We start from the raw sequence: 14,516 nt of genomic DNA, 5'->3' as shown, positions 1-14,516 counted from the left end.
CTACGACATATATAATCTTGAGTACAATCTTTCATGCTGCATACAGCGAATGTCGAACCCCGGGTTGCAGCAGCCCAGCCATTTACGGTCGGGCAACAGGGTTGCGGCAGCCAGCTCCTGCATCAGCGGCTGCAGGCGGTACAGGATGTCCTGCCCTTCGAGCTGGCCCAGGGGCACCAGTTTTACGCTGTTGGAAACCATACCGGCGGTAGCATTGTAATAAAAAGCCTGCAGCGCATCCGGTTTGGGTATATGTAACAGGCAGGCATATACGCCAAATGCCAGGCAGTAATGCCCTCCTGCCCTGCCCTGCTGTATGGCCTGTTCATACTGCTGCATAAAGGGAAAGGCCTGTTGCCGGCTGAAGATCTTTACCAGGCGTATGCCCAGCTTGTGGCTGGCCTGCCGTATTTCCTTCGCCAGCTTTAAGGCCGTGCACTCCTCATCCAGCTGCAGCAAAGCATTAAAATCCTGCTGTAAAGCAGCGTCATAAGCCAGGCTGGCAAAGGCGGCATCGTTATAGCGCAGGTTGTACTGCAGCATGCTGCGTATATATGCCTCAGCGGTGGCGGCGTTGTGCACCAGCCCTTCCTGTACATAGGTTTCCAGCCCGCTGGAATGGGTGTAACCGCCTATGGGCAGCGTAGGATCGGATAAGTGAAGGAGCGCGAGGAGCATTAATTAATAATTAAGAATTAATAATTAATAATTTAGGAAGTGTGGTGTTTTATCAGTGTTGCTGAAAAATTAATTGTGGGCATATAAGCACTGTAAAGATTTATTTATTGACAATTAATAATTAAGAATTGATAACCAGGAATGAACATGCATTAACGCTGTTAAAATTATTTATGACCATATAAGCCATTGCAAAAAGAGAACACCCGTTCATTATTAATTATTCATTATTCATTATTAATTTATTTTGTAAGATTGATGATCTTTTGAAATAGTGTGCTGCCAGTGCCGTGGCTATGCGGCGTTACATTGGTGCGCAGCATATTGGTAAGCTTACGCACCGCCGGCTCCGGTGCATAGCCCGATGCCTGCAGCCAGCGGAACAGCGGCTCCTCCATGGGTATCAGCACTTCATTGTCCTGTATAAAAACAGGCAGGTGCTTGTTGCCGATCTCATAGCAAACAGCGCCCATTTCCAGCATGGAGGCCGGCTTCACCACTATTACCTCACAGGGCAGTATATCCACTACTACGGCAGTGGCGTTGTTCATCCAAACCACATCGCCCTGCTGCAGGCGCTGCCCCTGCTTTAACAGGCGCAGGGCTATTTCCCGGCCGCCGGCGGTTTGTTTGCGCTGTATGCGGCGCGTGGTTTCATACCACTGCAGCTGCAGCAGGTCGGTTTGCCGGTTGCCGATGGAAAAGGTGGCGGTGTTGCCTATTACATCTTCAATGATCATATGTGCAGTATCTGTTTATGAATGCTGTACCGGCCTATGGCACAACCTTTATTACCTGTACGCCTGATGGAGAACCTACAGGAACCCCTGTTTAAAACAGGAAATACCGTTGCGCCAGCGCCACCTCTTTCAGCGGCTCGCAGGTGATCTTTTCCCCGTTCACCTTTACCTCATAGGTTTCGGGGTTTACGGTAATATCCGGCGTTTGATCATTATGAATAAGGTCTTTTTTGGAAATGTTGCGGCAGCCGGTTACCGGCAGCAGTGTTTTTTGCAGGCCATATTCCTGCGCAATATTTTTTTGCAGCGATACATGTGACACGAATGTTACGCTGGTATGCAGCAGGGCTTTGCCATGCGCGCCAAACATATGGCGGTATATTACCGGCTGCGGCGTGGGTATGGAGGCATTGGGATCGCCCATTTTTGCGGCTGCTATCATACCGCCTTTAACGATCATTTCCGGCTTGGCGCCAAACAGCGCGGGTTTCCACAGCACCAGGTCGGCCAGCTTGCCGTATTCGATAGAGCCTACATGTTCTGCAATGCCATGTGCAATGGCCGGGTTAATGGTGTATTTTGCCACATAGCGCTTTACACGGAAATTATCGTTTTCCGTACCGCTGTCTTCCGGCAGGGCGCCGCGCTGCTTTTTCATTTTATCGGCGGTTTGCCAGGTGCGGGTAACTACTTCGCCTACACGCCCCATGGCCTGCGAGTCGGAGCTCATGATGCTGAATACGCCCATGTCGTGCAAAATATCTTCTGCAGCAATGGTTTCGGGGCGTATACGGGAGTCGGCAAAGGCTACATCTTCCGGTACACGTTTATCCAGGTGGTGGCATACCATCAGCATATCCAGGTGCTCGTCAATGGTGTTTACGGTGTAAGGCCGGGTGGGATTGGTAGATGCCGGCAGCACATTCGGGAAAGAGGCGGCGCGGATAATATCCGGCGCATGGCCGCCGCCGGCGCCTTCTGTATGAAAGGTATGTATTACGCGGCCGTTAATGGCGTTCATGGTATCTTCCAGGAAGCCGGCTTCGTTAAGTGTATCGGTGTGTATGGCTACCTGCACATCCAGCTTGTCGGCTACTTTTAACGACGCATCTATTACCGCGGGGGTAGCGCCCCAGTCCTCATGTATCTTCAGCCCCAGCGCGCCCGCGGCTATCTGCTCTTCCAACGGCGCGGTGGTGGCGCAGTTGCCTTTGCCAAAAAAGCCCAGGTTCACGGGGTAGGCTTCCGCAGCCTGCAACATGCGTTGTATATTCCATTTGCCCGGCGTAACAGTGGTGGCGTTGGTACCGTCTGCCGGACCGGTGCCGCCGCCTATCATGGTGGTAATGCCGCTGAAAAGCGCATGGTCTACCAGCTGCGGGCAAATAAAATGTATGTGGGTATCAATGCCGCCGGCAGTGGCTATGAGGTTGCTGCCGTTATGCACTTCCGTAGCGGCGCCAATGATCATGTTGGGATGAATACCGTCCATGGTATCGGGGTTGCCTGCCTGGCCAATGCCTGCAATGCGGCCGTCTTTAATGCCAATATCTGCTTTTACAATGCCCCAGTGGTCAATGATAATAACATTGGTGATCACCAGGTCCAGCACACCATCTGCCCGCAGGGCAGTGGCTGATTGGGCCATACCATCGCGGATGCTTTTGCCGCCGCCGAATTTGCCTTCGTCGCCATGCTGCAGGTAATCCCTTTCTATTTCAATAACCAAGTCGGTATCGGCCAGGCGCACGCGGTCGCCTGTGGTGGGACCGTACATGCTTACATATTTTTGCTTGTCTATATTCAGGCTCACGGCAATTGGGTTTTAAAGTGTTGTTGCTGTGCTTTTTCGAGGGCCTGCTGCTTTACCGCATCATCGGTGGTAACGCCGCACGCCAGGTTGTTGATGCCTATAATACGTTTGGCGCCGCCCAGCTCCACCAGCTCTACTTCCTTTACTTCGCCGGGCTCAAAACGTACGGCGTTGCCGGAAGGCACGTTCAGCCGCATGCCAAAAGCAGCTGCGCGGTCAAAGGCCATTTGCCGGTTCACCTCAAAAAAATGGCAATGGGAGCCTATTTGCACGGGACGGTCGCCGGTGTTCACCACTTTTAAAAAAAGGGTGCGGCGTCCCTGGTTGGCTATGATATTTTCTTTTTTCAGGAAATATTCTCCGGGGATCATGGTGGTTTTGTTTAACTGGTTAAAGGCTTGTAAGATCTAGCGGATGGGATGATGCACGGTTACCAGCTTGGTGCCGTCGGGGAAGGTGGCTTCTATCTGGATCTCATGGATCATTTCAGGAATGCCTTCCATTACATCATTGCGGGTAAGAATGGTTGCGCCAAACTGCATCAGGTCGGCTACGCTGCGGCCGTCGCGGGCAGCTTCCTGCAGGCGGCTGCTGATCAAAGCAATGGCTTCCGGATAGTTGAGCTTTAGTCCCCTGGCCTTTCTTTTTTCTGCCAGCTCGCCGGCTACGTACAGCAGCAGCTTCTCCGTTTCTCTTGCTGTTAAGTGCATAAGCAGATTTTGGTTTAAAGTCAGAAATGTACAATATTTTTTTTGCAGTTGGTAACCAGGGCCCGCCGGCAACCGCATTCGAAAAAATAACCCTTACATGTTATATTATGCTTTCCAACAATATTTATATTGTGAAAAACCTACAACTAAACCGGACAAAAACAGAATGTCTACAGATTGACATTCCATATTTGTTCATATACATGCTATGAAATTACACCGCTTAATGGTAGCGGCCCTGCTTTGCGGATGCGCCCTTGGGGGACAGGCGCAATCCCTGCAGGATACAATGCCACCTACAACTGTTCATTATCATTTTTCCCAGCTGCAGCTGAATCCGGATGTTTCCTACCACGCGCCCAGGCTCAGGATGTCCATTGCGTCATCTATGCTGGCTTATGGATTTGCCGCATTGGCCACTCCCCCGCTAAAGGAGGTAAACTACAGCACCAAGGCGGAGATACAGGAAGACCATGCCGGTTTTTCCACCAGGATCGATAACTACCTGCAATGGTCGCCGGCGATTGCTGTTTACGGGCTGAATGCCGTGGGCATCAAAGGCGCCCACAACTTTGCCGACCGGTCTATCATTTACGGTTTATCCTGTGCAATTATGGCCGGCAGCTCGCGCATTCTGAAAAAGGTAACGCATGAGCAACGGCCGGATGGCAGTAATTATGAATCCTTTCCCAGCGGGCATACTTCCACTGCTTTTGCCGCTGCTGAATTTATGCGTATGGAGTACAGGGATGTAAGCCCCTGGTACGGCTATGTAGGCTATGCTGCCGCTGCCGCCACCGGCGTGCTGCGCATGTACAACAACCGGCATTGGTTCAGCGATGTGGTGGCCGGCGCAGGACTGGGCATATTAAGCACCCAGGCAGCTTATGCGCTGTACCCGCATGTAAACCGCCTGCTGCATCCTAAAGCAGCGCGTGAAAGAATGATATTGATGCCGTATTACGATTATAACTGGCACAGCACCGGCCTTTCCCTGGCAGTAATCATGCAATAGCCGAAAGGAATGTAAAATGTAAAATCATAAATGTAAAAGTCACAGGCTTGTGAGCGATAGCACCTTAATGCGCTTTTACATACAGCTGCCTGTATTTATTTTTACATTTAATATTTAAAATTTTACATTTTACATTCTTTTACACTCACCGCTGGTTAACCGCCTGTCCTTCTTTTATTTCATCATTGGCATTTACGATCACCTGGTCGTCGGGTTTAAAATCCCCGAAGATCTCAATTTCATCATCGCTGTCATTACCGGTGATCACATCTTTCTTCACTGCTTTGCCGTCACGCACCAGTATCACATATTTCCGTTCCGTAGAAGTAACCACGGCCGGCCTGGGTACGGAAAAAGCATTCGGGCTGCCGCCGGCATCCACTATCACATCGGCATACATGCCCGGGGCCAGCGCATTATCCTTATTCGGAATATCCATCTCCACCCTTTCCATACGGTAAGCCGTGTTAATGTTATCTGATTTACGTGCTATTTCGGCCGACATTTTTTTACCCGGGAAAGCGCTCAGGTAAAAGTCCATACGGGTTTTATCATTCAGGCTGTGGGCAATATGCTCCGGCACATCTACCTGCAGGCGCAGGCGGTCAACCTGCTTCAGCTCCAGCATGGGCTTTTGCTCCCTGCCGGCAGCGCTTACCAGCGCGCCGGGGTGCACATTCCTTTCGGTAATTACGCCATCAAAAGGAGCGGTTACCTGCAGGTAGCTCAGGATGGCCTTTTCCATTTCCCAGCTGGCTCTTTCTGCGTTACAAAGGGCGCTGTCGGCCTGCATTTTGGCTTTGGCGGATGCGAGGTCCATAGGCGATATGGCGCCTTTTGTCTGCGACGCTTCCAGCAGGCGGCTGTAGTTTTCTTTGCTGATGGTGTAGTCGGCCTGCGCGCGGGCATATTTTTCACGCGCCTGCACACTGGTATGTTCCAGTTCAGGGTCCTGCAGGGTCATTAGCAGCTGGCCCTTATGCACTTTGGAGCCAATGTCTACCAGTACCGCCTGTACGTAGCCGTTTACCTTTGGAAAAATGCTCACCTCCTGGTAGGCAGTGAGCTGCGCCGGCAGCTTAACAGACTCGGACACGCCGTGCTTTTTAACCGGCGCCAGCTCGTAGTGCGCTGTGGCAGCGGGTTTGTCGGCAGCCTTTTTTTCTGTGGCTGCACCGGAGGAACAGGCATACAGCCCGCCCGCCAATACTGTGATAATTATATATTGTTTCATGGTATGCTATGATTTTAGTGATCGGAATCTTCAGGTAAAAGAGAAACGGATGTAAAGGATTTCTTTTGCTGCACCCAGCCGTATACCAGCGGTACAATAAACAGGGCGGCAAAGGTGGATGCGGCCAGGCCGCCAATTACAGCCCTGCCCAATGGGGCCGACTGGTCGCCGGCTTCACCAAGACCGCTGGCCATGGGTATCATACCGGCTATCATGGCCAGGCTGGTCATGAGAATGGGCCGTAAACGGATGCTGGCCGCGGCCGATGCCGCTTTGAACGGATCTTTATACTCCAGCCTTAAATTTTCAGCGTTGGTAACAATCAATATCGCATTTGCTACCGACACGCCCACAGACATGATAAGGCCCATGTACGACTGCAGGTTCAGCGTGGAGCCGGTTGCCAGCAGCAACAGCATGGAACCCAGCAGCACAGCCGGCACGGTTGACAGCACGCTTAACGACAGGCCAAACGACTGGTAGTTGGCGGCCAGCAACAGCAGCACCACTACAATGGCGGCAGCCAGGCCGGTTTGCAAAGACCCCAGCGTTTCCGTAAGCAGCGACGACATGCCTTTTATCTGCGGCACCAGCCCGGGCGGTGGCGTGCCCATTTCATCAATCGCTTTTTGTACGGCGGCAGTGGCGGTGCCCAGGTCTTTTTTGTAGATGTTGGCGCTTACGGTAATAAACCTACGGGGGCCGCGGCGGTCATATTCCCCCGGCTGCCTGTCGGTGGTAAGCGTTGCCACATCCGACAACACCGGGCGTGTATGCCCTTTTACCAGCGGAATAGACTGCAGCTGCTCCAACGAGTTCATAATGTATTCCGGCACCTGTACCTGCACCTGGTAGGTGTAAGACACCCGTTTATCCAGCCACTGATTTTTTTCCGTAAAGCGGCTGGAGGATGTTGCTTCTGTAATGCTTCTTGCCACATCCTGCAGGCTTAATCCCATTTGCGCCAGCCTGAAACGGTCAATGTTGATATTGATCACCGGGAAGGCCAGCGGCTGCGCTATCTGCACATCCCGCAGGAAAGGCAGTTTCTCCAGCTTGCCGGTAAGCCGCTGCGCGTATTGTTTGATGTTATCGAAATTTTTTCCGGCCACCCTTACTTCTATGGGCGTGGCGGCACCCTGCGCCATGATCTTTTCTGTAAGCTCAATAGGCTCGAAAGACAGCTTCAAATGCGGGTACTTTTCATGGATGTTCTTGCGCAGCAGGTCCTTCAGGTCATCCATGTTGGTTTTGTAGCTGTCATCCAGCTTTATCTGCATCACGGCTTCGTGTGTGCCGCTGTTGAATACATACAGGTTGCTGGTGCCGTAGCTGCTGGGCACAATGCCCACGTAGGCGGAGCTTATTTCTACATGGCCGTTTACCGTAACATCTATAATGTTCAGCACATCTTTCACTGTTCTTTCCGTTACTTCCAGCCGGGTGCCATCCTCTTCTTTTATGCGCAGCTGCAGCTGGCCGTTATTGCTTTTGGGCAGCAGGTCTTTCCCGATCACCATAAAGCAAAAGCCGGCCAAAGCAATTACCACCACCAGGTATAAGCTTACGATCAGCTTGCGTTTGGGCATCCATTTATCGAGGCGTTTGCCCAGCCGCGTTTTTAAGCGCTGGAAGAAGCCGTTCTCCTCCTGGTGCGCGCTGTCTTCCCGGTTATGGTGCTTTACTTCCGCCACTTCCTGCTCGTTCAGCGCCAGGCCCGCATGTGCGTGTATGCCGGAGTGCCGGTAGCGGAACATTTCCTCTTTCAGCAACCATACGGAAATTACCGGCACCAGCGTTTGCGCTGCTATGAAGGAAATGATCATGGCAAATGCAATGGACAATGAAAGGGGCAGGAACATGGCCTTGGGCACGCCGGTCATGATAAATGCCGGCGCAAACACGGCCAGTATACACAGTAGTATGAGCAGCAGCGGGAACGATATTTCCATGCAGGCATCCAGCACTGCGCGCCTTTTGGGCTTGTTCATTTCCAGGTGCTGGTGAATGTTCTCAATGGTTACCGTTGCCTGGTCTACCAGTATGCCAATGGCAAGCGCCAGGCCGCTCAGCGTCATGATGTTGATGGTTTGGTTGAACAGCTTCAGGAACAGCACGGCGCTCAGCACCGCAATGGGTATGGTGATGATCACCACCAGGCTGCTGCGCCAGTCGCGCAGGAACAGCAGCACCATCAGCCCTGTTAAAATAGCGCCCAGTACGCCTTCTGTCATGAGGCTTTTGGCGGCGTTCATTACAAACACCGACTGGTCAAACTCGTATTTCACATCTACGTCGCCGGGCAGCAGGTCCTTCATTTCCGGCAGCTTTGAGCGCAGGCTTTGCACTACCTCCCAGGTAGAGGCGTCGGCGGTTTTCACCACCGGTATGTATACAGAGCGCTTGCCGTTAATGAGCGCATAGTCCACGGTTACATCCGCGGCATCTGCTACCCTGGCCACATCCCGTACAAATACCGAGTTGCTGCCGTTGGAGGCTACTACAATATCCTCAAAGTCTTTCACCTTATCTTCCAGCGAGTTCAGGCTGGTTACGTACATGCGGTTGCCTACCCGCAGGTTGCCCGAAGGGGTCATGATGTTGTTTTTGGCAACCGCGCTCACTACTTCATCCGGGGAAACATTATAGGCCCTTAACTTCTGCGGGTCTACATTCAACACCACCGATCTTGAGTTGGCGCCGAAAGGCGGCGGCGCCGACAAGCCCTGTACGGTTGAAAACAGGGGCCGGATGCGGGTGGCAGCCAGGTCGTAAATTTCCTTGAGCGATTTTGTTTTACTGCCCAGCACCAGCTCGCCCACTGGCAGCGATGATGCGTCAAAGCGGATCACCTGCGGCGGCAACGCGCCGGGCGGAAAGAATTTCATGGACCTGTTCACCTGCAGGGCTACCTGCGCGGAGGCTTCGGCCATGTTGGTATTTTCGTAAAATGAAAGCTTGATGAGCGTTAAGCCCTGGATATTCTTGCTTTCAATGTTCCTGATCCCGTTAATGTACAGGAACTGGTCCTGCATGCGGGTGGCAAAAAAGCCTTCCATCTGCTGCGGCGACATACCGCCGTACGATTCTATTACATAGATGGTAGGCAGGTTAAGCCGCGGAAAAATATCAATGGGAATACTGCGGATGGCCACTATGGAAAACAACAGTAAGCCAATGAACAGTACCAGCACTGTAATGGGTTTTTTTAAAGCTGCGCGTACCATGCTGTTAGTTTTTGATAGATTGAATAAATAGATCCAGGTTGCCGGTAGCTGCGGCTTTGTCAAGGTTGGCCTGCATCCAGTCGTTCAGCACTTCCACATAATCTGTTTGGGCCTGGTATAACACAAAGGAAGCATTAGTAAGATCCACCAGGTTAATAATACCCGCGCGGTACTGGGCCAGCTTTTGATCGTAAGCCGCGGTGGCTGCCTGCAGCTGTACGGGCAGGTTTTGCAGGTTCAGCTCTGCCGTGTTAATGGCGGTTTGCGCCTGCTGCAGCGCCGTGTTCAATGCCTGCTGCTGTTGCTCTAGCCCGTAGTTGCTGGCCTGTATGTTATAATTGTTCACCGCCAGCTTGTCTTTCCGGTGCACCAGGTCAAACAGGTTGTAAGTGAGGGCAACGCCTGCCGCGTAGTTGAAGCGCTGGTAGCCCAGGCCGTTTGACAGTGCCTTATAATTATAATTATCTGCATAATCAATGCTGGTGCCCCTGCCCCATATGCCGCCTGCCAGCAGTATTTTGGGCAGGTAGCTTTTTTTGATAAGGTTATCGGTTGCCTGGTACAGCTCTTTTTGTTTGCGGAAATAGCTGATCAGCGGGTTTTGTATTGTATCGGCCGTTGTGCTCCAGGCAGCAGGGCTGAGGGCTACATCATAGCGTTTCTCAGAGGTGTCAATACGAATGCTGTCTGTAATGCCGGTAAGAAAGGCCATTTGCTGCTGCAGCTGTTTGATCTCCCCCATTTTCCTGTCGTAGCTGATCTGTGCCCTCGACAGCTCGGCCAGGGCCAGGGAGGAGTCAACCCCTGCGCGTATGCCGCTTTTTGTAATGGCGTGTATTACGTTATACACGGCTTTGTAGCGGCTGATATTCTGCTGGTCAATTCCCAGCCGGTACAGGTTACGCAGCATGGTGAAATACAGCTTGCTAACCTGCAGCTTCAGCAGGTATATATCTTTGGAAAGGTCGGTTTCCGTGAGCTGCTCATTCACCAGGGCATTCTGCACCCGGGCTTTGCGCAGCCCGAAGTTTACAAGCTCATACTCCCCGTACAAGGTGGCAATGTTGCCGCTGGCTACATTGGAAAGATTATCTGTTCGGATGCCGCTTGAAGTAGACACGGTTACTCCTATTGGAAGGGCCGTGCCGGTAGTGCCGTTGGCAGTACCCATTACTACCTGGTCACTTAGTTTCAGGGCAGGTAAAGCGGTGTGCCGGGCATCGGTTACATTCGCTTTGGCGCTGTTTACCAGCGCTTGTTTTTGCAGGATGGCCGGCAGGTGATGCGTAGCTGCATCTGTTAACTGGCCTAACGTAAAGGTTGGCTGCTGTTGAGCATACACAGTTCCCGTTATTGCCTGCGCCGCAAGGCACATGGCAATGCCTACTGCTTTTTTGCAATAGCAAATCATTTATTAGTTCTTTTAGTGAAACAAGAGAAGAAGAAGGAGAATGTAAAATGTTAAATACTAAATATAAAAGTGAAGGCAGGCGCTGTTTAAAAGGCGCACTAAGTGTGTGGCCGCTTGCTGACCGCGACTTTTACATTTGAAATTTTACATTTATGATTTTACATTCTATGCATTATGCGGGGGGCCCCGCCAGTCGCTCAGGTCAATGGCTACGGAAATAAACGTTTGTACGTAGCTGTGGTAACAGGTATGGATATATACAAACTCCGGGCGTATATCGTAAAAAACAACATTCAGCGCTTCATCGTGTCCGTCATTCAGCGCCACCGGGCGGTGTTTGAAATACACGCGCATGGGTTTCAGCGCCTGCCGTACATCGGCCGGGGCGCGTGTGGGAAACTCAGCAGCTGTGCGGGTTACAACAGTGGCGGCATCTGAAACGGCCGGCTCCTGTGAATATATCGCTGCTCCCTGTTGCGCCAACAGGAAAAAAAGGCCGGCAAGGAATGATAATACGAAACGTTTCAATGCATCGCTGGTTTAAGCAGCGGCTAAGATATTACATCTATTCGGTTTTGGGGAGTTTCTCCACACTTTTTTAAGTTAATTTTAAGATGAGGTGTGGTCATCAGTGTTTAACTATTACTAAGGGATGATTGATTTTCAAGGTTTTCCTGGAATGAGGCCTGGTAATAAACAGATGCCCCGTTTGTTTTGCGGGGTGGCTACGCTCCTTTGAATCATTCGTAATTGATCTACCTTCTGCGTTGTTCATCCGCCTTGTCCTTCGCGTCATACTCATTTTCATCATACCCTTCCAGCTGGTTATTCTGATCGTCGTTGAACTCTTTTTTGGGCTTTTTCTTATTTACGGGCGTAGCGGCTACCTTCCGCTTTACCTGCTTAATGGCGCGTTTGGCGCCGGTGCTTTTTTTGATGGTCATGGCGAGCAAATTTGTTACCATGTAGCGGGTACAAAAATGCTGCCGTTATGATAGCCAGCGGGCTACCAGGTAAGCCGCTGCCGCTGCCACAGCGCCAATGAACATTACTTTTAAAGCGCCCGGCAGTAAGGGCTGGCCTGTGGCCTTGCTTTTAAAATACCCGAATACGAACAGGCATATGAGGGTAACAACTGCCGATATTTTAAACCCGTCCAAAGGAGCGGCTGTGAAAAAATAGGGCGATAGTGGAATTAACCCACCCACAATGTACGACAGGCCAATGGTAAGGGCGCTTACCCGTGCCCGGGCAGGGTTGGGCTCCTGCAGGCCCAGCTCATACTGCATCATAAAAGCTACCCACTTGTTTTTATCAAGGGCCAGCTCATCTGCAATGCGGTGCTGGGTTTCCTCACTAATGCCATACCCCGCAAATATGCTGCGGATCTCTTTTTTTTCTTCTTCGGCCATATGCTCCACTTCGTAATATTCCCGCTTCAGCTCCGCGTAGTAATGGTCCCATTCGGTTTTGCCCGCCAGGTAGCCGCCCAGCCCCATGGCAATAGCGCCGGCAATAATCTCCGCTATGCCCGCGGTGATCACAATGCTGTTGCTGCTTACAGCGCTGCTGATGCCTGCTGCCAGGGCAAAAGGCACGGTAAGGCCGTCGGCCATGCCAATTACCACATCGGTAATAAAATCCGAGCTTTGTAAATGTTGTTCCTGGTGCATATGATAAAGGAAAATGTTCCTGAAATTATGTTAAAATATGTAGATTTGTTATAGTAGCATTTCTGTGACCTGAAAACCCGGTGCTGATCATATCTGAACCCTATAATTCCCTTAAAGCGTAAATTATGTTTCACCAAACATCTTTTATTAGTGTCCTTATCCTCTACCTGGTGAGTAAAGCTGTTATCCTCTCTGTACTGCTTATTTATTACCTGTTTTCACCGGAAAAAGGAAGCGACATTCACCCTGGTTCCCCGCATGTGAGCCGGCAGCAGCGCAACGTTACCCGCCTGCATTTAACACTGAAAAATCCTCACCAGCAGCCAGGGCCTGCCCTGCACCGGAAAACCGCCCTGCAGCAAACAATAGAAGAAACTTTTTCCAGCAATTAAAAACGGAGCCACGCAATACAGGCGGTGCGCGCTTCGCCCGTACGGGTGATGAGCAGTGTAGCGTACGTATGCTGCTGCACATTGTGGTCAGACGCGCCCAGCATGCAATAATATGACTTATCTGTTTGCGGCGTGCCAAACAAAAACAACCTTTCAGCCTGGCCATTCAGGTAGTGATAGCATACCGTGTTCGCCTCCGTAAGGTAGCGCAGCGGCTTTTTGGCTTCAAAGGTGCCGCCGCGGTCCAGCTGCTGCAGGTAATCGTTAAACAGGGTATAATCACCGTGGGTATTGGTATGTATGTAGTCAAAAGAAAGATAGGGCGTGGTATTAAGCGCCGCCACGCGGTTGCGGAATACCCAGGTGCCGCGCTGCTTGCGCTGCAGGTACAGGGGCTCAATGCTGCCGTTGGCCACCTGCAATTTGCTGATTACGTACCCACTGTCGGTAACGCCGGCAGGGCTGATGCTGCATATGCCTATATCATCCAGGTTGGTGTGCTGCATGTTGTACACATTTTTACCCTGGGTAAACTGCTGCATTTGCTCCAGCTGCACAATGGCGCTGCCGTTTGGCTGTACGGCCAGCAGCTGCGGCAGTCCTGTATAGGCGGTATTGCCGTTGGCCAGCTTGTTCAAAGAAAGGGGGCTTTGCTGCAATGCACCGCTGGCCGGGTCCAGGTAATTGAGAAAGCTTTGGCGCTCGTCCGGTTTGGCCTTTGGATCGGGCGCAGCCACCAGCAGCATTTGCAGGCGTTTGGCGGCAGCGGCCCATTGCAGGCTGGCATGGGCATTTCCAAAATTGGCGGTATAGGCCAGCGGCTGGTGCACAAATGCGGTTTGCCCGTTCTTTAATACAGATATGATTACTTCCGACTGCGGCAGGCTGCCGTTGCGTTTTGTATTAAAACCTACCGTGCACAGGTATACGTTTTCGCTGCCCTGTACCGCCATATCCAGGAAGTTAAAGTAAGGCAGCGCGCTGCTGTCGGGCAGGCTGTAATACGCCTGGTTCAGCAGCTGGTGCTCCGGACTGAAATGCATTACCTGTATGCGCTTTGAAGGATCTTCTTTGCGTTGCAGCTCCCCGCCGGTAAAGAACGCTACGGCATAGTAGCCGCTGGCCGGGTCTTTGGCCACGTAAAAGTCGTGGGAGGCCAGGCAGCCTATTGCAAAGGCTTCGCGGTGCAGCACAGTGGGCAGCTCCCCTATCTTATCTTCCTGCACCAGGCGGCCGGTGGTACCGTTTATCACTATACGAAACAGGCAGGGTTTATATTTAATAAGCTGCTGCAGGAAAACCACTACCTGCCCGTTAATGGCATATACGCCGTCTATTTCCGTATCGTTCATGCTGCGCGTGTTCCACTGTGCGCCGGTAATGGTTTCCGTTGCCGCCAGTTCATGCGCGGTATTGTACATGTTAACCTGTATGCCCTGGCTTTTATCAAAATGCAGGTAGCAGGTATTGCCCCCCGGCAGCATTACCACCTTATCCCAGCCATCTGCGGCAGGTTCCGGGAAAGCCGCGCTCAGGGAAACTTCAGGCAGCTGCGCCTGTAATGTTGTACTGTAAAAACAAAGGCTGCACAGGATAAACAGGCAAACATATCGCATCGTCATT

Annotated in this window: 13 protein-coding genes and 1 pseudogene; 2 read left to right on the top strand and 12 right to left on the bottom strand. The window is 51.7% G+C overall.

Features of this window, described 5'->3' with window-relative positions; translation table 11 throughout:
• The 5 genes and pseudogenes from VFS25_RS03600 to ureA all read right to left on the bottom strand — a co-directional run bounded on the left by VFS25_RS03600 (position 1) and on the right by ureA (position 3,941).
• Positions 1 to 678, bottom strand: a complete 678-nt coding sequence (locus VFS25_RS03600) for an urease accessory protein UreF (RefSeq protein WP_326460748.1) — start codon at positions 676 to 678, stop codon at positions 1 to 3.
• A gap of 242 nt (positions 679 to 920) precedes the next feature.
• A complete protein-coding gene (ureE, locus tag VFS25_RS03595) occupies positions 921 to 1,418 on the bottom strand; it encodes an urease accessory protein UreE (RefSeq protein WP_326460747.1) in 498 nt (165 codons plus the stop codon).
• Positions 1,419 to 1,509: 91 nt separating this feature from the next.
• Positions 1,510 to 3,231 (bottom strand): urease subunit alpha, encoded by a 1,722-nt coding sequence (gene ureC / locus VFS25_RS03590; RefSeq protein WP_326460746.1) that lies wholly within the window; start codon positions 3,229 to 3,231, stop codon positions 1,510 to 1,512.
• Between the two features lie 74 nt (positions 3,232 to 3,305).
• Positions 3,306 to 3,602, bottom strand: a pseudogene (gene ureB / locus VFS25_RS03585) (urease subunit beta); the annotation flags it as partial.
• A gap of 36 nt (positions 3,603 to 3,638) precedes the next feature.
• Positions 3,639 to 3,941, bottom strand: coding sequence for an urease subunit gamma (ureA, locus tag VFS25_RS03580; RefSeq protein ID WP_326460744.1), 303 nt, complete (start codon positions 3,939 to 3,941; stop codon positions 3,639 to 3,641).
• A 208-nt stretch (positions 3,942 to 4,149) separates the two neighbouring features.
• On the opposite strand from ureA, the gene VFS25_RS03575 reads away from it, so the two are divergent.
• A complete protein-coding gene (locus VFS25_RS03575; protein ID WP_326460743.1) occupies positions 4,150 to 4,956 on the top strand; it encodes a phosphatase PAP2 family protein in 807 nt (268 codons plus the stop codon).
• Positions 4,957 to 5,101: 145 nt separating this feature from the next.
• On the opposite strand, the gene VFS25_RS03570 is transcribed toward VFS25_RS03575, so the two are convergent.
• From VFS25_RS03570 to VFS25_RS03545, 6 genes are all read right to left on the bottom strand, one after another.
• A complete protein-coding gene (locus VFS25_RS03570; RefSeq protein WP_326460742.1) occupies positions 5,102 to 6,190 on the bottom strand; it encodes an efflux RND transporter periplasmic adaptor subunit in 1,089 nt (362 codons plus the stop codon).
• A gap of 14 nt (positions 6,191 to 6,204) precedes the next feature.
• Complete coding sequence (locus VFS25_RS03565) at positions 6,205 to 9,417, bottom strand: efflux RND transporter permease subunit (protein ID WP_326460741.1); 3,213 nt, start codon at positions 9,415 to 9,417, stop codon at positions 6,205 to 6,207.
• Positions 9,418 to 9,421: 4 nt separating this feature from the next.
• The gene (locus VFS25_RS03560; protein WP_326460740.1) at positions 9,422 to 10,828 is read right to left on the bottom strand and encodes a TolC family protein; all 1,407 of its coding nucleotides are present in this window, start codon (positions 10,826 to 10,828) and stop codon (positions 9,422 to 9,424) included.
• 165 nt (positions 10,829 to 10,993) lie between these two features.
• On the bottom strand, positions 10,994 to 11,356 hold the full coding sequence (locus tag VFS25_RS03555) for a hypothetical protein (RefSeq protein WP_326460739.1): 363 nt from the start codon (positions 11,354 to 11,356) through the stop codon (positions 10,994 to 10,996).
• A gap of 227 nt (positions 11,357 to 11,583) precedes the next feature.
• Positions 11,584 to 11,772 (bottom strand): hypothetical protein, encoded by a 189-nt coding sequence (locus tag VFS25_RS03550; protein ID WP_326460738.1) that lies wholly within the window; start codon positions 11,770 to 11,772, stop codon positions 11,584 to 11,586.
• A 45-nt stretch (positions 11,773 to 11,817) separates the two neighbouring features.
• Positions 11,818 to 12,501 carry a VIT1/CCC1 transporter family protein gene (locus VFS25_RS03545; protein ID WP_326460737.1) on the bottom strand — a complete coding sequence of 228 codons (684 nt, stop codon included), beginning with the start codon at positions 12,499 to 12,501 and terminating at the stop codon, positions 11,818 to 11,820.
• Between the two features lie 170 nt (positions 12,502 to 12,671).
• On the opposite strand from VFS25_RS03545, the gene VFS25_RS03540 reads away from it, so the two are divergent.
• Complete coding sequence (locus VFS25_RS03540) at positions 12,672 to 12,893, top strand: hypothetical protein (protein WP_326460736.1); 222 nt, start codon at positions 12,672 to 12,674, stop codon at positions 12,891 to 12,893.
• Here the strand turns inward: VFS25_RS03540 and VFS25_RS03535 are convergent.
• Entirely contained in the window at positions 12,890 to 14,515 is a 1,626-nt protein-coding gene (locus VFS25_RS03535) for a hypothetical protein (protein ID WP_326460735.1), read from the bottom strand. The two genes, VFS25_RS03540 and VFS25_RS03535, sit on opposite strands and share 4 nt — an antisense overlap.
• Position 14,516: the final 1 nt, after the last annotated feature.

It is taken from the genome of Chitinophaga sp., from assembly GCF_035761305.1.
Classification (GTDB): domain Bacteria; phylum Bacteroidota; class Bacteroidia; order Chitinophagales; family Chitinophagaceae; genus Chitinophaga.
The sequence above is the reverse complement of the archived record's forward strand: the minus strand, read 5'-3'. Positions and strand labels throughout refer to the sequence as shown.